This is a genomic window from Kribbella sp. NBC_00382, from assembly GCF_036067295.1.
Lineage (GTDB): Bacteria > Actinomycetota > Actinomycetes > Propionibacteriales > Kribbellaceae > Kribbella.
In genome coordinates, this window is record NZ_CP107954.1 from 4,107,187 (window position 1) to 4,128,521 (window position 21,335).

General features: G+C 67.6%; 21 protein-coding genes. 11 read left to right on the plus strand and 10 right to left on the minus strand.

Annotation, left to right across the window (positions count from 1 at the left end; all coding sequences use genetic code 11):
* Positions 1-18 precede the first annotated feature (18 nt).
* Positions 19-219, plus strand: a complete 201-nt coding sequence (locus OHA70_RS20020; RefSeq protein WP_328334780.1) for a twin-arginine translocase TatA/TatE family subunit — start codon at positions 19-21, stop codon at positions 217-219.
* Positions 220-300: 81 nt separating this feature from the next.
* Here the strand turns inward: OHA70_RS20020 and OHA70_RS20025 are convergent, their stop codons facing one another.
* A complete protein-coding gene (locus tag OHA70_RS20025; RefSeq protein ID WP_328334782.1) occupies positions 301-1,212 on the minus strand; it encodes a LysR family transcriptional regulator in 912 nt (303 codons plus the stop codon).
* A 70-nt stretch (positions 1,213-1,282) separates the two neighbouring features.
* Here OHA70_RS20025 and OHA70_RS20030 point away from each other — a divergent pair, with 70 nt between their 5' ends.
* Genes OHA70_RS20030 through OHA70_RS20045 form a run of 4 tightly spaced genes read left to right on the plus strand, consistent with a single transcriptional unit; the run spans position 1,283 to position 6,122 of the window.
* Positions 1,283-2,131, plus strand: coding sequence for an SDR family NAD(P)-dependent oxidoreductase (locus tag OHA70_RS20030; protein ID WP_328334784.1), 849 nt, complete (start codon positions 1,283-1,285; stop codon positions 2,129-2,131).
* Between the two features lie 54 nt (positions 2,132-2,185).
* Entirely contained in the window at positions 2,186-3,658 is a 1,473-nt protein-coding gene (locus OHA70_RS20035; protein ID WP_328334786.1) for a M1 family metallopeptidase, read from the plus strand.
* A 56-nt stretch (positions 3,659-3,714) separates the two neighbouring features.
* Positions 3,715-5,052, plus strand: coding sequence for a hemolysin family protein (locus OHA70_RS20040; protein ID WP_328334788.1), 1,338 nt, complete (start codon positions 3,715-3,717; stop codon positions 5,050-5,052).
* Positions 5,049-6,122 carry a hemolysin family protein gene (locus OHA70_RS20045; protein ID WP_328334790.1) on the plus strand — a complete coding sequence of 358 codons (1,074 nt, stop codon included), beginning with the start codon at positions 5,049-5,051 and terminating at the stop codon, positions 6,120-6,122. The genes OHA70_RS20040 and OHA70_RS20045 overlap by 4 nt, the downstream gene beginning before the upstream one ends.
* 98 nt (positions 6,123-6,220) lie before the next feature.
* Here OHA70_RS20045 and OHA70_RS20050 read toward each other — a convergent pair whose 3' ends face one another.
* From OHA70_RS20050 to OHA70_RS20075, 6 genes are all read right to left on the minus strand, one after another.
* Positions 6,221-8,080, minus strand: a complete 1,860-nt coding sequence (locus tag OHA70_RS20050; protein WP_328334792.1) for a sensor histidine kinase — start codon at positions 8,078-8,080, stop codon at positions 6,221-6,223.
* A gap of 34 nt (positions 8,081-8,114) precedes the next feature.
* The gene (locus OHA70_RS20055) at positions 8,115-8,804 is read right to left on the minus strand and encodes a response regulator transcription factor (protein ID WP_328334794.1); all 690 of its coding nucleotides are present in this window, start codon (positions 8,802-8,804) and stop codon (positions 8,115-8,117) included.
* A gap of 77 nt (positions 8,805-8,881) precedes the next feature.
* A complete protein-coding gene (locus OHA70_RS20060; RefSeq protein WP_328334796.1) occupies positions 8,882-10,078 on the minus strand; it encodes an ABC transporter permease in 1,197 nt (398 codons plus the stop codon).
* 218 nt (positions 10,079-10,296) lie between these two features.
* Positions 10,297-10,965 carry an ABC transporter ATP-binding protein gene (locus OHA70_RS20065; RefSeq protein WP_328334798.1) on the minus strand — a complete coding sequence of 223 codons (669 nt, stop codon included), beginning with the start codon at positions 10,963-10,965 and terminating at the stop codon, positions 10,297-10,299.
* Positions 10,962-12,104 carry a peptidoglycan-binding protein gene (locus tag OHA70_RS20070; protein WP_328334800.1) on the minus strand — a complete coding sequence of 381 codons (1,143 nt, stop codon included), beginning with the start codon at positions 12,102-12,104 and terminating at the stop codon, positions 10,962-10,964. Before OHA70_RS20070 ends, OHA70_RS20065 begins: the two co-directional genes overlap by 4 nt.
* Complete coding sequence (locus OHA70_RS20075) at positions 12,101-12,724, minus strand: hypothetical protein (RefSeq protein ID WP_328334802.1); 624 nt, start codon at positions 12,722-12,724, stop codon at positions 12,101-12,103. The genes OHA70_RS20070 and OHA70_RS20075 overlap by 4 nt, the downstream gene beginning before the upstream one ends.
* 128 nt (positions 12,725-12,852) lie before the next feature.
* On the opposite strand from OHA70_RS20075, the gene OHA70_RS20080 reads away from it, so the two are divergent.
* The 4 genes from OHA70_RS20080 (at position 12,853) to OHA70_RS20095 (ending at position 16,543) form a co-directional block, all read left to right on the plus strand.
* Positions 12,853-13,989, plus strand: coding sequence for an NAD(+)/NADH kinase (locus tag OHA70_RS20080; protein ID WP_328334804.1), 1,137 nt, complete (start codon positions 12,853-12,855; stop codon positions 13,987-13,989).
* A gap of 25 nt (positions 13,990-14,014) precedes the next feature.
* Complete coding sequence (locus OHA70_RS20085) at positions 14,015-15,112, plus strand: mannose-1-phosphate guanylyltransferase (RefSeq protein WP_328334806.1); 1,098 nt, start codon at positions 14,015-14,017, stop codon at positions 15,110-15,112.
* Positions 15,113-15,284: 172 nt separating this feature from the next.
* Positions 15,285-15,692 (plus strand): helix-turn-helix domain-containing protein, encoded by a 408-nt coding sequence (locus OHA70_RS20090; protein WP_328325449.1) that lies wholly within the window; start codon positions 15,285-15,287, stop codon positions 15,690-15,692.
* 11 nt (positions 15,693-15,703) lie between these two features.
* Positions 15,704-16,543, plus strand: a complete 840-nt coding sequence (locus tag OHA70_RS20095; protein WP_328325451.1) for an IS3 family transposase — start codon at positions 15,704-15,706, stop codon at positions 16,541-16,543.
* An 83-nt stretch (positions 16,544-16,626) separates the two neighbouring features.
* Here OHA70_RS20095 and OHA70_RS20100 read toward each other — a convergent pair whose 3' ends face one another.
* The 3 genes from OHA70_RS20100 to cofD all read right to left on the minus strand — a co-directional run bounded on the left by OHA70_RS20100 (position 16,627) and on the right by cofD (position 19,376).
* Entirely contained in the window at positions 16,627-17,301 is a 675-nt protein-coding gene (locus OHA70_RS20100; protein WP_328334808.1) for a DUF3105 domain-containing protein, read from the minus strand.
* 132 nt (positions 17,302-17,433) lie between these two features.
* Complete coding sequence (locus OHA70_RS20105) at positions 17,434-18,402, minus strand: coenzyme F420-0:L-glutamate ligase (RefSeq protein WP_328334810.1); 969 nt, start codon at positions 18,400-18,402, stop codon at positions 17,434-17,436.
* Positions 18,399-19,376, minus strand: coding sequence for a 2-phospho-L-lactate transferase (gene cofD / locus OHA70_RS20110; RefSeq protein WP_328334812.1), 978 nt, complete (start codon positions 19,374-19,376; stop codon positions 18,399-18,401). The genes OHA70_RS20105 and cofD overlap by 4 nt, the downstream gene beginning before the upstream one ends.
* Before the next feature lie 114 nt (positions 19,377-19,490).
* Here cofD and OHA70_RS20115 point away from each other — a divergent pair, with 114 nt between their 5' ends.
* Together OHA70_RS20115 and OHA70_RS20120 are read left to right on the plus strand one after the other, a co-directional pair.
* Positions 19,491-20,717 carry a hypothetical protein gene (locus tag OHA70_RS20115; protein WP_328334814.1) on the plus strand — a complete coding sequence of 409 codons (1,227 nt, stop codon included), beginning with the start codon at positions 19,491-19,493 and terminating at the stop codon, positions 20,715-20,717.
* 287 nt (positions 20,718-21,004) lie between these two features.
* Positions 21,005-21,256, plus strand: coding sequence for a WhiB family transcriptional regulator (locus OHA70_RS20120; protein ID WP_020389877.1), 252 nt, complete (start codon positions 21,005-21,007; stop codon positions 21,254-21,256).
* Positions 21,257-21,335 lie beyond the last annotated feature (79 nt).

A 21,335-nucleotide genomic window follows, 5' to 3' on the forward strand; every position in this document is an offset into this window, starting at 1 on the left:
CTGGAAAGAAGGATCGTCATGGCTTCACTGCTGGCGCTGCCCGAGGGCGGCGAGTGGATCGTGCTGCTCGTCATCGTCGTGCTCATCTTCGGCGCGAACAAGCTCCCCGACCTGACCCGCGGGGTGGCGAAGGCTGTGGTTGAGCTCCGCAAGATCTCCGACAAGCCGGACCCGGAAGAAAAACCCCAAACCACAGAAGAACAAAAACCACAGCTCTGACACCAGCCGGTACTACGCGCGCAGCACCCGGCCTTGGGTCGGGTGCCGCCGGCGAGCGGGTGCTTGCCGGTGGGGCGGCCGTTAGCGCTGGGTGGTTTCTTGGGCTGCGGTTCGGAGGGCGTTGGCTACTGCTGTGGTGGGATCGGCCAGGGTTCCTGGGAGGTGGGCCAGGAGGATTCGGCGGAGTTCTTGGGGGCCGTTGTGGACGGTGAGGACTTGGACGCCGGGTGGGAGGGTGTGTTCGTGGGAGGTGGAGATGGTGGTGATGCCTGCGCCGGCGGCTACCAGGTGGAGTTTGGCCAGCCAGTCTCGGGCTGTGTGGGCGATTTCGGGGCGTTCGTCCAAGCCTGGCCAGACGCCCATCTGATCGGCTGAGGGGCCGGCGATCCAGCGTTGGCCGCGGAGGTCGGCGACGTCGACCGAGTCAGCGGCAGCCAGCGGATGGTTGGCCGGTACTGCGATGCGCAACGGCCGCTCAGCAAGGATCTCCACCTTCAACGCGGGCGTCTCGCTGTCCGGAGGGCGGAAGGGTGGGGCGGCGGCGAGTAGCGCCAAGTCGATGCTGCCCGCGCGGAGCGACCGGACCAGCGAGGGAGTCGTCCCCTCCCGGGTGACCAGGTTGATTCCCGGATGCGAGCGCCGCAGCGCAGTGATTGCCAGCGGCAACAACATGGCGCCGGCGCCCGGGAACCATCCCAGCCGGACCGTCCCGCCATCGACGGGCAGCCCGGAAAGCTCCCGCGCTGTCGCGTCGATCTGGTCGAGTACGCCGGCCGCGTTCCGTAGTACCAGCTGACCGGCGGCCGTCAGCCGGACACCGTCCCGTCGCCGTTCGAGGAGCTGGGTCTGCGCGGCACGTTCGATCGACGCGATCTGGCGCGAGACGGCCGACTGCGTGTAGCCGAGCGCGTTCGCCGCGGCCGTGAAGGTGCCGCGCTCGGCGACCTCGCGGAACACCCGGAGCGCGACCAGGGAGACATCAGAGAAGTCCATGACGTTTACGCATACTACCTGTGCCTAAGTCTCGCTTGAGTCATGGATACATCGTTCCTAGCCTCAAAACATGAGACCGCAGAGAATCGCCCTGGTCACCGGGGCCAACCAAGGAATCGGCTTCGCCCTCGTCGAAGGCCTGGCCGCCCGCCTCGACGCCACCGACCTGGTCCTGCTCACCGGCCGCCACCCGGAACGCGTCGCCGCCGCGGTCGAGCAGGTCAAAGGAACAGCGCAAGTAGAAGGCCGAGTCCTAGACGTCACCGACGCGACCGCCGTCGCCAACCTGGCCGCCGACCTGCAGACCCAGTACGGCGGCGTCGACATCGTCATCTCGAACGCCGTCGGCCCGCTGACCCCCGACCGCACGCAGGCCGAGCAAGCCGACGAATTCATCGCAGTCGCCAACGGCGGCGCCACCGCCGTACTCCGGTCCTTCGTCCCGGTACTCCGTCCAGCCGGCCGCCTGATCGTCGTCGCCAGCTCATTCGGCACGCTGGACAACCTGGACGCCAGAGTCCAGCCCTTCTTCGAGGACGGCCACACGCTCGACCAGCTCGAGCAGGCGGTCGAAGACTGGCGCCAGTCGATCCACGCCGGAACCGCAACGGAACAAGGCTGGCCGGACTTTGTCAACACCACGTCCAAGGTCGCCCAGGTGGCCGCAGTACGAGCGGTCGCGGCGACCCGGCGTACCGAGGATCTTGCCAACGGCACCCTGATCGCCTCGGTCTGCCCCGGTCTCGTCGACACCCGCGCCTCCCGCCCCTGGTTCGACGACTTCAGCGAGGCTCGTACGCCGGCAGAAGCCGTCCAGCCCATCCTCGACCTGATCCTCGCCGACCACGTCGACCCGTCGACGTACGGCGAACTCGTCCGCGACGGCAAGGTGCTGCCCTACGACCAGAGGATGAGCTGAGGTCCCGCCCTGAGTTCGATGTCTGGGCGCCCAGGCAACAATAGTTTCAGGGGTATGAAGAATCCACGTCGCGCTCTCGCGACCACCCTTGCCCTGACCAGCCTTGCCGCCGGACTCACGGTCCCGTCTGCTTTCGCCGCACCAGCTACGGCGGGTGGGCCAGGGATAGGCGACAAGGTCTGGCCGGAGCTGGGCAATGGTGGTTATGACGTGGTCGACCAGAAGCTGGCCTTCACCTTCAACGACAAGCTGACCGGCTACACGGCCAGTACGACGTTGTCTGCCCGAGCCACCCAGGGGCTCAACCGGTTCGACCTCGACCTGCTCGGGCCCGAGGTCACCGGCGTACGGGTGAACGGGCTGCGGGCGGCGTGGAAGTCAACCCCACAAGGCGAACTGGTCATCACGCCGAAGCGGCCGGTCCGCAAGGACGCGCGGTTCGTCGTCAAGGTCGACGTCAAGAGCAAGGTGCCAGGGGTCACCGATCCGAAGATCGTCTTCCCGCCCGGGCTGATCCACTACGGTGACTGGATCCAGGCGATCAACCAGCCGTCGGGCGCGCGCAGGATCCTGGCGGTCAGCGATCACCCGGCTCAGAAGGCGCCTGCCACGATCAGCATCACCGCGCCGGTCCGACTCAACTCCATTGCCAACGGCAAGCTTCTGAGCACCGTCAAGACCGGCGGGACAGCCACGCGCGTCTTCCGCGAGGATCGCAAGATCGCCACCGAGCTGCTGCAGATCGGCGTCGGCCCGTTCACCGTCGTCCACGCGCGAGGCTCGCACGGCATCGACATGCGGTACGCCGTACCGACGGCGCAACTCAAGGAGATCAAGCCGCAGCTGAAGTCCTTCGACGAGTCGGTCCGGTTCATGGAGCAACGACTCGGCCGCTTCCCCGGCGTCCGGGCCGGCTCGTACATCGCGCCGGTCGGCGGCGAACTGGAGACGCAGGGCCTCACCTTGATGCCGGCTGATCACATGACCAAGGAGGGGTTCGAGCAGAACGGCGTGGACGGTGTCGTGCTGCACGAGGTCTCGCACGAGTGGTTCGGCAACTCGGTCTCACCGAAGACCTGGTCGGACCTGTGGCTCAACGAGGGGCACGCGGTCTTCTACGAGGATGCGTGGACCGCCGCCCGTGGCCGCCAGAGTCAGACCGAGTCGATGCGGCATTCGTACGTCGAACTCGGCAACCAGATGCTCGCGAACGGCCCGATCGCCAAGCCCAACCCCGCCAAGTGGCCGGGCGACAGCGCGCCGATCCGCCCGTACGGGGACGCGGCGTACCAGGGCGGGGCGTTGGTGCTCTTCGCCCTGCAGCAGAAGGTCGGGGCCAAGGTGTTCAACCGGATCGAGCGCACCTGGGTCCGCGAGCACGCGAACGGCGTCGCGGGCACCGGAGACTTCATCGCCACCGCCTCGGAGGTCGCGCACCAGGACCTCGGCCCGTTCCTCCGCTCCTGGCTGTACGGCACCAAGCTCCCCGCGATGCCCGGCCACCCGGACTGGAAGGCCGCGGCCTGAGTGGTGTGACCGACCCCGCGGTGCTGCAGCGGCCGGAGTTCTCGTAAAGTCACTGCATGTTGATCGTGATCGGCCTGGTGCTGATCCTGGCGTTGACCGTTGCCACCGGCTACTTCGTGGCTCAGGAGTTCTCCTACGTCGCAGTCGACCGGAACCGGCTCCAGGGCCTGGCCGACGGGGGTAACGCCGCCGCGGCCCGGGCACTGAAAGTGACGTCCCGGCTCTCCTTCGTCCTGTCCGGCGCACAGGTCGGCATCACCGTCACCGCGCTGCTGGCCGGCTACGTCGCCCAGCCCTCCCTGGGTGCCGGGCTGGAAGACCTGCTCGGTACTGCGGGCCTGCCGACCGGCGTGAGTCTGACCATCTCCGTCATCCTGGCGTTGCTGTTGGCAACGATCATCCAGATGGTCTTCGGCGAGCTGGCTCCGAAGAACCTGGCGATCGCCCGGGCCGAGGCGATCGCGCTGCGGCTGTCCCGGTCGACGCTGATCTACCTGACCGTCGCCGGGCCGCTGATCCACGTCTTCGACGCCACCTCGAACCGGATCCTGCGCCGGGTCGGGATCGAACCGGTCGAGGAGCTGCCGCAGGGCGCCACGGCGCAGGACCTGGACCGGATCATCGCCACGTCGTACGAGCAAGGCCTGCTGGACGAGGACACGATGCGGTTGCTGGATCGCGGACTCGACTTCCGGTACCGGCAGGCCGACGAGGTGATGACGCCGCGGGTCGACGTCATCACGGTGCACCGCGACGCGCCGCTGACCCGGGTGGTCGAGCTGCTCGATACGGGGCACAGCCGCTTCCCGGTGATCGGCGAATCGGTCGACGAGGTGGTTGGCGTGATCGCGATCGGCGACGTGGTCGAGGTTGAGCCGGTCGACCGGCTGCACGTCCTGGCCGGGTCGCTGGCGTCTGAGCCGGTCGTCGTACCGTCCACTTTGCCGCTGCCCGCAGTACTGCAAGCACTTCGTACTGCGCACCGCCAGCTGGCCATCGTCGTCGACGAGTGGGGTGGCTTCGCCGGCGTACTGTCGCTGGAGGACATCGCCGAGGAGTTGGTGGGCGAGATCCGGGACGAGGACGATCTGCCCGAGGCCGAGTTGGTCGAGAACCCGGATGGGTCGTGGACGTTGCCGGCGCGCTGGCGGACCGATCAGGTGGCCGAGGCGATCGGGATCCAGCTGCCCGAGGATGAGGACTACGACACGGTGTCGGGGCTGATCATGGCTCGGCTCGGACGGGTTCCGGTGGTGCAGGACGAGTTGGTGGTGGAGCTGCCTCGGCGGTTCGACCATGACGGGCGGCCGGTACCGACCGAGCTGGTGCGGCTTCGCGTTCAGACCGTACTTCGGCATGTGCCGGGCATCGTCGTACTGGAGCGTCTCTCATGAGTACTACGGTGGCGTTGCTGATCTCGTTGTTGCTGCTGATCTTCAACGGGTTCTTCGTGGCGGCGGAGTTCTCGCTCGTCGCGTCCAAGCGGCATCGGCTTGAACAGGCGGCCGCATCGGGTTCGCGAGCGGCGCGGGCGGCGATCGCTGGGGTGAGCGAGTTGTCGTTGATGCTCGCGGGTGCTCAGCTCGGGATCACCTTGTGCACGCTGGGACTTGGGTCGTTGTCGGAGCCTGCGGTGGCGGACCTGCTGCATCCGCTGTTCGAGCTGGTCTCGGTACCTGAGGATGTCGGGCATGTCATCGCGCTGATCATCGCTGTCGGCGGGATCGGTTTGCTGCACGTACTGCTGGGGGAGATGGCGCCGAAGTCGTGGGCGATCAGCGATCCCGAGCGGTCGGCTTTGCTGCTGGCGTTGCCGTTCCGGGGCTTCACCTATCTCGTACGCCCGTTGCTGATCGTGTTGAACTGGATGGCGAACCTCTGCTTGCGGGTGCTGAAGGTGACCCCGCAGAACGAGCTGGCCAACGCGCACGGCCCGGACGAACTGCGGTTGCTGATCGAGTCGTCCCGCGAACACGGCACCCTCGAGGCGCCGGAACACGACCTGTTGACCGCAATGCTCGCGCTGCAGAACATCACGGTCGCCCAGGTGATGACACCAACCGCTTCGGTGTCGACCGTGACGGCATCCGCGAGTGCCCGCGAGGTAGAACGAACCAGCCGCCGCGAGGGCCACTCCCGGCTAGCTGTCGTAACCCCTGGTACTTCGGCAGTCTGCGGCATCGTCCACGTCAGCGACGCCGCCCGAGCCACCACCCGCGGCGGCACGACGCTACGCGCCTCGGACCTGATGACGGAGCCCCTGCGCCTGCCCGCCTCCACTCCAGTCGCCGCCGCAATCCGCTTGATGCGCGAAAAGCGCTCACAGCTTGCGGTTGTCCAGGAAGGTGACGAGCCGCTCGGCGTCGTCGCCCTGGAAGACCTCCTCGAGGAGGTCATCGGCGAGTTCGACGACGAGACGGACCCGATCATCACGGCCTCCCGCCGCTCCACGCCGCCTGGCTAGCCCTGCAACCCTTGTGTGGGACGTTGGGGAGGGAAATGTCGCGAATCGGGGGTAAACGCCTCCCCGGTCTTGGAGAAAATCCTCCCCAGGCGCTGGTGTCAGGAGGTGGTGACCCGGGCGGCCGCTGGCGGCTGAAGCGGTAGGCGGAGGGTGAAGGTGGAGCCTTCGTCGAGGGTGCTAGTTGCGGTGGTGGTACCGCCGTGGGCTTCGATCAGGCTGCGGACGATCGGGAGCCCGAGGCCGCTGCCGCCGGTGTGCCGGTTGCGAGACTGTTCGGCGCGCCAGAACCGGTCGAAGACCTTCGGCAGGTCCTCAGCGGCAATCCCCGCGCCGGTATCGATCACGTCGATGACAACCTGGTCGCCCTCGACCCGACCCTCGATGCGGACGGTGCCGCCGGCGGGGGTGAAGCGGAGGGCGTTGGCGACCAGGTTGCCGATGGCTTGGCGTAGACGGACGGGGTCGGCCTCCAGTTCGATGTCGCCGATGGTTGCTGACGACAACGTGATGTCGGCGTGCTCGGCCTGGCTGCGGAACGTACCGGCGACCTGATCGAGCAGCAGGCCGAGGTAGACCCGCTCGGGGTGGATTCGCAGGTTGCCGGCGTCGGCGGTGGCGAGGTCGCGCAGGTCGTCGAGGATGTGTTGCAGCAGCGCAGCCTCTTCGCTGAGTGAGGCGATGAAGGTCGCGTCCGGCTGCGCCACGCCGTCCTCGACCGCCTCCAGCCAGCCGCGGATGTTGCTCAACGGCGTCCGCAGCTCGTGCGCGATATCGCTGACCATTGCCCTACGCAACGATTCGGTTCGGGCCCGGGCATCGGCCAGCTCGTTGAACGCGAGCGAGAGCTGGCCGATCTCGTCGATGCCCCGGACCTTCACTCGGACGTTCTCATCGCCGCTCGTCATCTGCCGCGATGCCTTGGTCAAGGCTCGCAGGGGTTGCACCAGGCGGATTCCGCCGACGGCCGCGATCAGCACGGTGATACCGAGGATCGCTGCGGCGACTCCGGCGATGCGTTTCTGGTTCGCGGGGGAGAGGTCGAGCTCCGCGGACGCCTCGCTGTGGGTGCTGACGAAGAGGAGGGCGGGCGGAGCGACGTACGGGGTGAGTTGGGCGCGCCGCGAGGCGGTCATACAGGCCTCGACGACGGCGGGGTCGGGCGGCGGAGGTGCTGGAGAGGACTTGACCGACGGCCGTTCGGCGGGCCCGCTGCTCGGGGCGGGCAGCAACTGGCCGGTGGTGACGCCGAAGTACGGGGTCCAGCTCAGGTCGGCCTGGAGTTTGATCGGCGTGGACGGTCCGCGTTTGGCCAGGCAGGCGTTGACCCGACTCTGCAGGTCTGAATACGCCTTGAGTTGCCGGCTGTCGATCTCGTCGAGCGCGGTCGTCGGGCACTGGTCCACGGCGTACTGCGGCGCCCCCTCGATCTGCGGCCTGCCGGTCGGGTCGTAGGTGATCTTGCCGAGCCCGTTGCTGTTGTCCTGAACGCACCTGAGTACCCGCTGCGCGACGCCGTCGAGCCCGGCCTTCGCTGCGTCGGTCAGCTTGAACGGGCCGACCACCCGGGAGTCGATCTGGCCGGAAGCGTCGGTCGGCGTACCGCCGAGGCCGGTGCTGAGGTCGAGCGGCCAGACGACTGCGGACGGGATCTGGGTCGCGGGGACCGGCTGGCCGGAGATGAGTTGGCGGTCGCGGGTGGTCAGGCTGATCTGCCGGCCGGTGTCGAGGGCGAGCTTGGAGATCTCCTTGCCGATGCCGGACCAGCTGCGATGGGTGGCGGCGAACCCGACCAGGGTGGTGTAGATCTTGGCGTCGTCGGCGAGCGCCTGGCCCTGTTGCTGCTGGATGGCGACCGTCGTACTCCGGGCCGCGAGCCAGGCGGTCGCCGCGATCGAGCACAGCGCGATCAGGACGGCGCCGGCCAGCAGCCGGACGAGCAAACTCCGCCGGGCCGTCATCGCGGGCCGATCCGCCGGGTGCTGGTCAGCGTTCTCACCCGTCGGTCAGCTTGTAGCCGACGCCGTAGACGGTCAGCAGCCGGATCGGTTTGCGCGGGTCGGGCTCGATCTTCTTGCGCAGGTTGAGCACGTGGGTGTCGATCGTGCGGGTGGTGATGTACTGGTCGATGCCGTGCAGTTGCTCGAGCAGTTGGGCTCTGGTGAAGACCCGGTGAGGACGGGCGGCCATGGTTGCGATCAGGCGGAACTCGCCGGGCGTACAGGTGATTTTGGTGCCGTCGGCAAACAACTCGTGGCGTTCGGGGTCGACGGCGACGCCGCCGACGCGGAGCAGGGTGTCCGGTTCGGCGGTGGCGGTTGGTCGGCTTCGTCTGAGGAGGGTGCGGACGCGGGCGGCGAGTTCGCGTGGGCTGAACGGCTTGGTCATGTAGTCGTCGGCGCCGAGGTCGAGGCCGAGCAGCATGTCCTCTTCTTCGGTACGGGCGGTGAGCATCAGGACGGGGATGCCCGACTCGCGGCGCAGGATCCGGCAGACGTCGAGGCCGTCGACGCCGGGGAGCATCACGTCGAGGACGAGTAGCTGGGGTTGCCGCCTGCGGACCTCTTCGAGCGCTGAGCGGCCGTCGTGGACGACGGTGACTTCGTGGTTCTCGCGCTCGAGGTAGCGCCGGACGAGCTCGGCCTGCTTCTCGTCGTCCTCGGCAAGCACGACCTGGGCACACATGTCCTCGACTATAGGTCGGGTTGTCGTTGCTCCGGGTGATGTCTGGTCGGCCGGGACAACATCCTGACAATTGGTACTCAATCTGACGCCAGTGCCTCTGTTGGCGTGAGCAACGATGCTCGGATCGCGGGGTAGACGCCGGCTAGTACGCCCACGGAGATAGAGGCGGCGAGGCCGGCCAGGACGGCGGTGGGTGGGATGACGATGGGCCAGCCCTGCGCGTCGGCGTACCCGATCACGCCGAGGACGCCGAGGATGGCGCCCATCAAACCGCCGATCGTGCAGAGGACGACTGATTCCGTCAGGAACTGGCCGCGGATCTGGCGGCGGTTGGCGCCGAGGGCGCGACGGAGGCCGATCTCGCGGCGGCGTTCGAGGACTGAGATGACCATCGTGTTGGCGACGCCGATGCCGCCGACTAGCAGCGCTACTCCGGCCAAGCCCAGGAACAGGGTGGAGAAGGCGTTCTGGGTGATGCGCTTGGCGGCGAGGGCTTCGGAGGGGCGGCTGACCTGGACCATGCCGGGTTGCTCGGGGCTGAGGGTGCGGCCTAGTACTGCTCGGACGTCCTCCACTGCTGTGTCGGTGGAGCGTACGTAGACGACGGATGGGCGGCCGTCGAAGCCGAGGGTCGTCTTGGCGGCGTCCCAGCCGATCAGGACGGATTGCTCGACGTCTGGTGCCAGCGGTGAGGGCGAGAGGATGCCGATGACGGTGAACCAGGTGTCGTTGAGCAGGATTCGCGGTGGCGGCTGACCGGCTGGCAGGTCGGTGATGCCCAGCCAGGTAGCCGCTTTGGCGCCGAGTACGACGGTCGGGAACTTGTCGCTTGCCTGAGACAAAAACTTGCCCGAGTAAACCTTCGCACCGAGCAAGTTCACCAGGTTAGGCGTCCCCGCCAGCACGGTGATCCCACTGCTGCTGGTGGTCCCGTCGATCTTGTCCGACCGCCGCACACTCGCATGCACATTGGCCACCCCACTGACCTCCCGCACCGGCCCGATCCGCCCAGCCATCCCCACCGCCTCAACCGGCAGCCCTGCGGTCTGACTCTGGTCATTGGCATCAGGCACCGCTGCAGCCCTGAGTAGATCCGGCCCCAACGTCGAGAACTCATCCAGCACAGCCTGCTGACTGGACGCCGGAATCCCAGTCACCACAATCATCGTCGCAATCCCAATCGAGATCCCCAACGCAGAAAGCGCAGCCCGCATCGGCCTGGTCCGCACGCGGGTGAGCCCCAACAGCAGAAGGTCAGAGAGTGGCAGCCGCACTGGCTGAGTCAGCCGTTCCCCGCTAGGGCGCGAAGCACGGACCCGCCGGCGCAGCCTGCCGCCGACACTGCGGGGTGACTGCCCGGTGCCCGCTCTCATCCCACTGCCCCTCACCCCGCTCGCCTCGACCCCGCCGTCGTCCGCTCCGCTGGCCGTTGTACCGCCCGCCGGCGCTCCGGTCTTCTCCGCCCGGCGTAGCCGGGCGCAATTCGGGCGGCTCATGCGTCGCCTACTAGGCGGCCGTCGCGCATTTCTAGTTGGCGGGGGAGTTGGGTGGCTATGTCTCGGTCGTGGGTGATGACGGCGATGGTGGTGCCGGTGGTGTGGAGTTGGTGGAGGAGGGCTAGGACTGCTTGGCCGTTGGTGGTGTCCAGGGCTCCGGTGGGTTCGTCGGCCAGGACGATCGCGGGAGAGTTGACCAGGGCTCGGGCGATGGCTACTCGTTGGCGTTCGCCGCCGGAGAGTTGGTGGGGGTGGTGGTTGGCTCGGTGGGAGAGGCCGACCTTCGCGAGAGCCTCGAGGGCTAGCGGTTTGCGGGCGCGCCGGGGCGTACCGGCGTACAGGAGGCCCGTCGAGACGTTTTCGGTGGCGGTGTGGCCGTCGGAGAGATGGAACTGTTGGAAGACGAAGCCGATCGAGCGGCCGCGGAGGGCGGAGAGTTCGCGGTCGGAGAGGTCGGCGACGTCCTGGCCGGAGATGGCGACGGTGCCTGCCGTTGGGCGGTCGAGGGTGCCCATCAGGTTGAGCAGGGTGGATTTGCCTGAGCCGGAGGGGCCGACGATTGCCAGCAGTTCGCCGGGTTCGATTCGCAGGGAGACGTCGTCGAGGGCGCGGACGCCGCCGGGGTATTCCTTGACGGCATGGGTGAGTTCGACGACCGCGGTCATGAGGTCGTCACCACCTTCTGGCCGGCTTGCAATCCAGCGCCGGTGATCTCGACGTTGCCGTCGGCAAACATTCCGGTCTTCACGCCGACCAGCGCCGTCGTACTACCGCTGACCACCTGTACGGCGTACCCGCCCTCCCGCAAAGCCAGCAACGCAGCAACCGGTACTACGAGCACGCCCTTCCGCGACGGCCCCGGCACAGTGACGGTCACCGGACCCGAATCGACCCCGACGCTCGCCGCCTGATGGTCGAGCGTGATGAGCGCCGTCACCTGCGGCTTCTTGCCGCCGTCCGCTGGATTGCCATCGCTGGGTGGCGGCGTCGCATCCGTGCCGACGCTGCGGATCGTGCCGGTGGTCGCCTTGCCGTTCGGCAATGTGAGCTTGACCTTCGCGCCGACGCTGATCCCTTGCGTGGAGTCGGCGTCGATGGGCAGCGTGACGACCTTGTCGGTGGCGGTCACGCCCAGGACCTCACCCGCGGCCGGATCGCCGAGCGCGGCCTTGATCGAGTCGACGCGAACGGCGCCGGGCAGGACGACGACGGTCGCGGGATCGATTACGCCGGTCGGGTCCAGGTCGAGCGACTTCTGCCACTCCTTGATCGCATGAGTGGTTGCCGAGGTCAACTTGTCAGTCGTTGTCTTAGGCAAGAAACCGAGCGCGGTGAGGTTCTGTTTCACCACTCGTACATCCGGGCCTTCGACTGGCTTTTCCTTTGCAGGCGGTGCGGAGGGTGGAGCGGACGGCGGCGTCGAAGGCGGGCTGACGGGTGGCGCGGCCTTGCCGAGCGTGCGGAAGAGTGGCGTACCGCCGAAGAACAGCACCACCGGCTTGTCGTCGACGCGGAACAACACCTCGCCGCGCCCCAGCGACGTCCCGACCTTTGGCCGCCAGGTGATCGTCCCCTCCGCGTGGCTCTTGATCGTCTGGCCGGCGCCGTACCCGAGTTGCCCACCCAGATCCTTCGCCTGCGACAGATCGGTACGCACGATCTCCACCGTCAGCGCGGGATCAGGCCCGTCCGACGCCAATGCCTTCTCCGGCCTGTCGAAGATCCGGAACCCCACCACCCCCGCCCCGGCCACCACCACAGCGCCGGTGACCAACGCGACCACCCGGCGAGAACGCTTGCTCACTTGCCGGCCACCTCGCGCTGGCATTCCGGCATCAGGTCCATGCCCTTGGTGATCGACTGCATGTCGTTCTGCGGCCCGCCGAGCGAGGGACCGATGATGCCCGACGAGTTGTCGGTGGACAGTTCGACGTACTTGACGCCCTTGTCCTTGAGGCACTGGACCACCTTGCGGCCGAAGTCGAGCGCGTCCGGGTTGTTGGCGTCGATCTCCCACGCCGGCAGCGGCAGCTTCGGCTCGCAGACCTTGCCGGCGTTCTTGGCCTTCTTCGGGTCGGTGGTCGGACCGCTGCCGAGTACGCCGGGCTGCTGGCCGCGCTTGGAGGTGTCGATGCCGTTGTCCTTCAGGCAGGACATGTACGGCGCGTACAAACGTTTGCGGTCGGCATCGGTCATGTCGATCCGCTCGCGCGGACGACCGGCGTCCGGGTCCTTCGGCGTCGCCTTGATGGTCGTCTTGCCGGTCGTCTTACCGGGCGGCGGAGTGGTCAGGGTAGCGATCTCCGGGGCCTTGCCGGCGTCGTGGGTCTGGGCCTGGGTGTCCGCCTTCGAGGACGAGCAGCCCGTCGCCAGGACGGCCAACAGGACCAGCGGGGCCCACTTGTTCAGCTTGCTGGTGGTCATAGCGTTCACAGTGCCGACCGAATGTCAGGGAATTGTCGGCTGACGGTGGTGATCCGGTCCGCACGACATACGGTGGTCGGCAGCGCCGTACAGGCGCCAGGCAGTCGTCGTACCGGAGGAGCAGCACAGTGCCCGTCAGCCGTCTCGGACTCGTCGTCCACCAAGCCCGCCCGCTGGCCGTCCAGGCCGCCGGGGTGGTTCGTGAGTGGTGCAAGAAGAACGACATCGGCTGTACGGACATCGACGTCTGGAAGGAGCACGAGCACCGCCGGGGCGGGATGGCGGAGATGCATCACGCCGGCAACCCGGATCTCGTCGTCACCCTGGGCGGCGACGGTACCTTCCTGCGGGGCGCCCGGATCGCCGCCAAGAACGGTGCCGCGGTACTAGGCGTAGACCTCGGCAAGGTCGGCTTCCTGACCGAGGTGGCCTGCAGTGACGTCGAGGAGGCGCTAGAGGCGGTCCACCACGACCAGGCGACCATCGAGGAGCGCATGACGCTCACGATGCGCGCCTCCCGGCCGCTGGAGATCCCGAGCGGCATCGAGGCACTACTGCGGTACGGGCACGGTCCGGCGCTACCACCGCCCGCTGTGCGGCAGGAGAGCCCCGAGGCCGACGGTTGGGGCGTAGCACTCGACGTGACGGCGCTGAACGACGTAGTACTCGAGAAGCTCGCCCGTGACCACCAGGTGAGCGTCGGCGTCTACCTGTCCGGCCGCCTGCTCGCGTCGTACTCCGCAGACGCACTCATCGTCGCCACACCGACCGGTAGTACGGCGTACAGCTTCGCGGCCGGCGGCCCGATCCTGTCGCCGAACATGGAAGCAGTCGTCTTCACCCCCGTCGCCCCGCACATGACCTTCAACCGCACGGTCGTAGCGGCCCCCGACGAGCCAGTGGGCCTCCGGGTCCTCCCACACTCCGGCCAGGCAGCAGTAAGCATCGACGGCCAACTCCGCGGCGTACTGGACCCAGGCGACTGGATAGGCGTCTACGGCTCCGTCCGCCGCCTCCGCCTGGTCCGCCTCCGCCCCACCGACTTCTACGGTCGCCTCCGCGACCGCTTCCGCCTGACCGACGCCCCCGCCACCGGCATCGACGGCGACCCAGACCCCTTCTTCCGCCCCATCAGCCCGGTCCCACCGGACCTCGCGCACCTACGTCTCCCACCCCCGCCGGACAACCGTCCCGAGAACCCGGCCTGCGAGGTAGAGCCCGCCACCGAGTCAGCCACCGAGTCAGCCACCGGGCCGGCGGAGTAGTCCCAGCCCGGTAGGCTCCCTCCCCATGCGAAACGTGGTGATCCTGGCCGGCGGCTCGGGGACGAGGCTGTGGCCGCTGTCCCGGGCCGACAAACCCAAGCAGGTACTGCCCCTGGCGGCAGGCAACTCCCTGCTGCGAGTGGCCTACAACCGGCTGAAGGGTCTGGTTGACCCGGCCAACATCTATGTCTGCACGGTGGCGGCGCACACCGACCTGGTCCGCGAAGAGCTGCCGGAGCTCGGTGAGCACAACATCATCGGTGAGCCGGTCGGCCGCGACACGGCCAACGCGGTCGGCCTGGCCTCGGCCGTGGTCGCCCGCAACGACCCGGACGCGGTCCTGGCGATCGTCGGATCGGACCACCTGATCACGCCCGAGGACGAGTTCCGCGCGGCCATCGAGGCCGGGTTCGAGGTGGTCGAGCAGCGGCCCCGATCCCTGGTGACGTTCGGGATCGAGCCGACCCATCCGCACACCGGGCTCGGGTACGTCGAACGCGGTGACGCCATCGAGGGCACACCGGCGTACGCGGTGGACCGGTTCCGGGAGAAGCCGGATCGCGAGACGGCCGAGGAGTACCTCGCCACCGGCCGGTTCTGGTGGAACTCCGGCATGTTCGTCTGGCGCGCCGAGACCGTGCTGGACCTGCTCGACAAGCTGCTGCCGGAGTCGGCCGCGCAGCTCCGTCAGGTCGCCTCGGTCTGGGACACCCCGGAGCGCGAAGCGACGCTGGCCGGGATCTACCCGACGCTGCAGAAGATCAGCATCGACTACGCCATGCTGGAGCCGGCCTCGCAGGGCAAGGTCGACGCGGACGTCGTCGTCCTGCCGATGCAGGTGCACTGGCTCGATGTCGGCTCCTGGGCCGCGCTGGCCGGTACCTACGAGGTCGATGCCGATGGCAACCGGCATGAGCCGTCCGCGCTCAGCTGCCTGCTCGACTCGCACGACAACGTGATCGTCACCGACGACCCGGACCACCTGATCGCCGCGGTCGGGCTGACCGGGCACATCATCGTGCACACCAAGGACGTCACCCTGGTCTGCCCGCTGGCCGACGGCGAGCGGATCAAGGACCTGGTCGCGATCGTCCAGTCCGACCACGCCGACCGATACGTCTGACCCGCGGCACAACAAAAGCCCCGGACCGCGATGAACTGCTCCCCGGAAGTTGGACTGAGAAATTCAGTTCCGGCTTCTGGGGAGTGTTCGTATGGATCGGCGTAGCTCTTTGTCCGTGGGGCAGCGTGAGCAGGCGGTAGCGTGGTTCGAGGAGGATTTGGGGTATAGCTCGGTGGCGAGGCTGCTGGGTGTGGCGCTCTGGCCGGTCAAGCAGCTGTATGAGCGCTGGCGGATCTGGGGCAGAGGAGCGCTGGTGAGCAGGCCGACGAAGCGGTCGTACTCGTTCGAGTTCAAGCTGGCTGTGGTGGAGCGGTTCCTGGCTGGTGAGCCGGTGACCGTGCTGGCGGCCGAACACGAGTTGTCCTCGCCGGAGTTGGTGAGGGCGTGGGTGCGGACGTATCGGCGCGAGGGTGCTGAGGGGTTGCGGCCGAAGCCGAAGGGCCGGCCGCGCAAGGACCCGGACGCGCCGGTGCGGCCGACCTCGGAGTTGGAGCAGCTTCGCCGCGAGAACGAACGGTTGCGGGCAGAGAACGCCTACCTGGGAAAAGTACGGGCCTTGAGGGATCAGCAACGGCCGTGAAGGTGGCCGCTGTGATCGCCCTCAAGGCTGACTACCGTCTGGACTTGCTGTTGCAGATCGCGGGGCTGGCCCGGTCCACGTTCTTCTACCACCAGGCCCGCCTGGCCCGGCCTGACCCGATGGCTGAGTTGAAGACCGCGATCACGACCGTGTTCGAGGCCGCCGAGCGACGCTACGGGCATCGGCGTGTCCACGCTGTACTGGCAGGGCAGGGCTGGCAGGTGGCGAAGAAGACCGTTCTGAAACTGATGCGCCGCCTCGGCCTCGTATGCCTGGTACGGCGCAAGAAGCGTTACAACTCCTACCAGGGCGAGGCCGGCAGGACCGCTCCGAACCTGCTGGCCCGTGACTTCACCGCGACCACCCCGGCCCAGAAATGGGTCACCGACGTCACCGAGTTCAGGATCGGAGACCGCAAGGTCTACCTGTCGCCGGTGATGGACCTGTTCGACCGCCAAATCATCGCCTACACGATCGCCGACTCACCGAACCTGGACCTGACCAACCAGTCACTGCGAGACGCTCTGGCCACCCTCGAGCCCGGCCAGGCACCGCTGGTTCATTCCGACCAAGGGTTCCAGTACCAGCACCCTTCCTGGCAGCGCCTGCTCGCCGCGGCCGGCGCAACCCAGTCGATGTCTCGCAAAGCCAACTGCTACGACAACGCCGTCATCGAGAACTGGTTCGGACACCTCAAAGAAGAAACCTTCAACCACACCCGATACCTCACCACCGACGCCCTCACCCAAGCACTCCACAACTACATCCACTGGTACAACAACCACCGCATCTCAACACGACTCGAGGGCCTGAGCCCGGTGCAATACCGGACCCAGACCCTCGCGGCCTAGACACCCCATAACCTCTTACTTAACCAGTCCAACTTTCGGGGAGCAGTTCACGACGGTCCGGGGCTTCTTGTTGTGCTGAGTGATCAGCCGCCGTTCGGCTCCTGGGCGTCCAGGGACGGGTACTTGTCCATGAAGTTCTTCAGGGCCTCGCCGGAGACCGAGCCGCAGAACTGGCGGTGGCCGAAGGCGGTCTTGCCGTCCTGGCCCATGCCGGACCAGTGCGAGAAGGCGATGTTCTTGCCGGCCGGCCAGGCGGCGCCGTCGCTGGACTTGAACGGGGCGGCGATGAACTTGCCGTTCGAGCTGTCCGGCAGCTTGGCCTTCGAGATCTTCTCGATCAGGGCGACCTGATCCTTGTCGTTCATCGTCTTCTCGTTGTACCAGAGGATCGTGTAGCCGTGCTCCAGGTTGTGCACCAGGTTCGGCACCGGCGGGCGGTCGCTGTCGGCGTAGAACTTCTTCGACAGCGGGGCCCAGACGGCGTAGTGCGGGCCGGACGAGGGCGGCGAGACCGGGTAGGGGATCACCGTGCCGTCGGGCTGGTGGTCCTGGGTGCCGGAGGCCTTGTCGTCGGTCGGCGCGTCACAGGACGCGGCCGAGGCGGCGACGCCGAGCTCGGTGATGGCCTGGTTCTTGGTCTTCGAGTCCTGGATCAGCTTGACCGCCGGGTAGGCGATGATCGCGAGACCGACCACGATGCAGGCGGCGATGATGATGCGCGTGCGGTTCCTGTCACCGCGGGCCTGATCGCGCTGCATCTTTTCGACGAGCTCGCGGCGTGACTGCTTCTGAGACTTACCCACAGTGATGGTCTTCCCGGATCAGGGGCGGTCTCGGAGCCGCCGTGCGGATGCAGTGTACGCAAGCTGCCTGAGAAGTTGCCTAGAAAACTATCGAGACCGTGAGCCGAACGTGACCGTCGCCTCACTCCCGGGTCCGGTCCGCACCTCGACCCCGTAACCCTCCGCGTGCAGCACCACGGCCAGCCGCTCAGCCGCCATCCCGACAGCAACCCCGTCAGCCCCGGTGACCTTCACAGAGCCGTCTCCAAGCTCCACCTGTACGCCGTCCAGCGGCACGGCAGCCCAGAGCTCGGCCGATGCAGCCCGCGGCCCGGCAGGAGCTCGACGATCCAGTACTGCGGCCAGCGCCGCCTCCCGTGTCCCCAAGCTGAACAGGTCCATCTCCGCATCCCGCACCAACGCACGAGCCCCACTGCCGTGCTCACCAGCCAGCAGCACCACATCGGCCAGCCCACGCAGCACTGCGACCGGTACGCCGTCCGCCTTGCCCTTCACCAATTCGCTGGCAGCCGCGATCTCGTCCGCCAGCGCCGGCTCCGTGACAGCGAGCACGTTGCCGTGGCTGTCCGTAGTACCGCGCAGATCCTCGATCACCTGTACTCCGGCCGCGCCGATCGCTAGGTCGACCTGGCCGTTGCGCCATGGGCGCCCGAGAGTGTCCGTGACGATCACACCCACGTTCACGTCGTACCGCTCCTTCAGCGCCTCCCGCAGCAACCGGGCGGACAGGTCCGGGTCGACAGGGAGCAGCAGCACCGTGCCGGGGGCAGTGTTCGAGGTATCGGTCCCAGCAGCCGCCATCACCAGCCCATGCCGCGTCTGGACGATCCGGGTGTCACCACGCGACGCCACCACCCGCACGAGCTCGGCATCGATCGCCTCATCCCGCGTACCGGTGGTCAGCCGTCCCTCCGCCTTGCTGACGATCTTGGAGGTGACCGAGACCACGTCACTGTCATGCAGGTCCACAGCGGAGCCGATCAACCCGGCCAGGTCGTCCCCGGCCAAGACCTCGGGCAGACCGGTGACCGGGAAGACCTCGAGGTGCTTCCTCACCGGCGGACCGCCTCGGCCAGTGTCAGCGCCGCGTTCGCCATCGCCGCGGTGGTGTCCTCGTCGGTCATCCACAGCGGCACGGCCTGGGCGTGGATGCCGGCCGTCGCGATCGACTCCAGCTGCGCCGCGTCGGAGGTGTCGATCAGCCAGCCGTCCAGTACGCCGTCCGCCGCGCGGGACCCGTAGTACCGGGCGACCGCGCCGGCGCTCGACTCGACGCCGACCGCTGCCAGCACCTTGTCGGCCATCCCGCGGACCGGGCTGGTGCCGATGATGGGGGAGATCCCGATCACCGGCGCGGACGTCTCGCGGACCGCGTCACGAATGCCGGGGACGCCCAGGATGGTCCCGATCGAGACCACCGGATTCGACGGCGGCAGCAGCAGCGCGTCGCACTCGGCGATCGCGTCGAGCACACCCGGCGCAGGCTTGGCCTTCTCCGAACCGACCGCGACGATCTGGTGCGCGGTCACCTCGGCGTGCAGCCGGACCCAGTACTCCTGGAAGTGGATCGCCTTCTTGGTGCCCGGGTTGTCCGGGTCGTCGACCACCACATGCGTCTCGACCCGGTCGTCGCTCATCGGCAGCAACCGGACCGGCAGCTTCCACCGGCTGCAGAGCGCCTCGGTCACCGCGGCCAGCCCGTAGCCGGCGTCGAGCATCTGGGTCCGGACCAGATGGGTGGCCACGTCGCGGTCGCCCAGACCGAACCAGGTGGGCTCCACGCCGTACGCCGCGAGCTCCTCCTTGATCACCCAGGTCTCGTCCTCCCGGCCCCAGCCACGCTCCTTGGAGATGCCGTCGCCAAGGGTGTACATCACCGTGTCGAGGTCGGGGCAGACCCGCAGCCCGAACAGGGTGATGTCGTCCGCGGTGTTCCCCACCACGGTGATCTCGGCGTCCGGACGGGCCTTCAGCAGGCCGCGCAGGAAGGTGGAACCGCCGATGCCACCAGCAAGCACTGTCAATCGCATGGGAACAGTTTCCACGAGTCGTCAAAGCAGTCGACCACCGCACGACTATGCTGCCCAGGGTCCGATGTGTGTCAACTGTCAGTTGAACGGCCCCCAACATCCCGAGGAGCCCTCGTGGTCACCGACGCAACCAAGAAGCTCAGAGAGCCGGTCGCGTACATCTTGCTCGCCTTCGCCGGCCTCGTGGCGCTGGCCTTGCTGATCCGGCTGTTCGTCGGCAGCGCAGGCTTCACCAACGCCGCTGCTGTCGTGCAGGGCCAGGTCACGCCGCCCACCCTCCAGCCACTCGTGCTGCTGGTCGCGCTAGCGGCGTCGGTCTGGCTGGTGAACGAAGCGGGTGAGCGGACCCCGAACGCCCGCACCGTCACGCTGGCCGCGCTGTCGATCACGGGCCTGCTCGCCCTGATCGGACTGATCGTCGCCTTCGCCAGCTTCGGCGAGACCAGCACGGCCGGTCTGAAGATCTCCGGCTTCGTCTTCGCCATCGGCGGCCTCGCGCTGTACGGCGTCGTCGGTATCTACATCCTGAAGACGTTCCAGAGCCTGCCGGTTCCGGTCCGCGCGCCGAAGGCGGCCGGCCAAGGCCAGTTCGCCGGCCAGCAGGGTGGTCAGTACGGCGGCCAGGGTCAGTACCCGCAGCAGCAGGGCGGCCAGTACGGCACCCAGCAGGGCCAGTACGGCCAGTACGGGGCTCCGCAGGGCCAGTACGGTCAGAACGAGCAGTACGGCGCGTATGGAGCAGGCGCGGCCGGTGCCGCTGCTGGTGCAGCTGGTGGCTACGCCGCAGCACAGGGCGGCGAGCAGCAGTGGCCGCAGGAGCAGAGCTGGAACCAGGGCGAGCAGCAGCAGGCCTGGCCTGCCGCTGACGCAGAGGCCCAGCCGCACGCCGAGACTCCGGCAGCCCAGCCGGCCGAGCAGGCATGGTCCGCTGAGGGCCACGCAACCGAGCCGACGCAGCAGTGGAGCCCTGAAGGTCAGCAGCAGTGGAGCGGCCAGGAGCAGGGCCAGCAGTGGCCGCAGGAGCAGCAGCAGTGGGGCGGCGCCGACTCCGGTCAGCAGTGGGGCGCAGGCCAGGAGCAGTACGGCCAGCCCGCACAGCAGGAGTGGCCCGCGCAGGATGCCGCCCCGCAGCCTGAGCAGCACCAGGCCTGGCCGCAGGAAGGCCAAGCCTGGCAAGCAGATGCAGCCCCGGCGGCTGAGCAGCCCGCCGAGGCCGCGGTGCCCGAAGGGGCAGACGAAACCCGCGTAGAGACGCCGGTTTCCGAGCCTGTGAAGGACGAAGAAGGACAGCAGCAGCAGGGTCAGGGCGGTCAGCAGGGCTGGTGGTCACAGCCTTCCTGACCAGGAAGTTACTCACCCTGACAGGGTGCTGAAGGAGACCGAGAGGCCTGTGCAGACAGGCCTCTCGTTCTTTTGCAGCCGTGTTGCGGATGATGCCAATAGCAGACCACGGCTTGACTTTCGTGGATTGCAGGAATGTAATTTCAACCGTGTCGTTCGTTGGACACTCGGTATCGGGGACCGCTTTCAGCACAGTGAGCGGTCGAGGTCAGGCATGTGGGACCGCAAGCCCACATGTACAGGGGAACGAACAGGGTCGAGGAGGTCGTACCGTGACAGAAACGCTGCTGGCGATTGTCGACGGTGAGGCGATCGAGGAGGAGCCGAACTGGCAGGAAAGGGCGCTGTGTGCCCAGACCGATCCAGAGGCTTTCTTCCCGGAGAAGGGCGGTTCCACCCGCGAGGCGAAGAAGGTCTGCCTCGGGTGCGACGTTCGGGGCGAGTGCCTCGAGTACGCACTGCAGAACGACGAACGCTTCGGAATCTGGGGCGGGCTGTCGGAGCGGGAGCGCCGCAAGCTGAAGAAGAAGGCCGTCTGAACGGGCTCGATTCAGTGAGTTGACAAGTTCATACAAACATCGGCGTGAGGCCCCGGAAGGACTTTGTCCACCGGGGCCC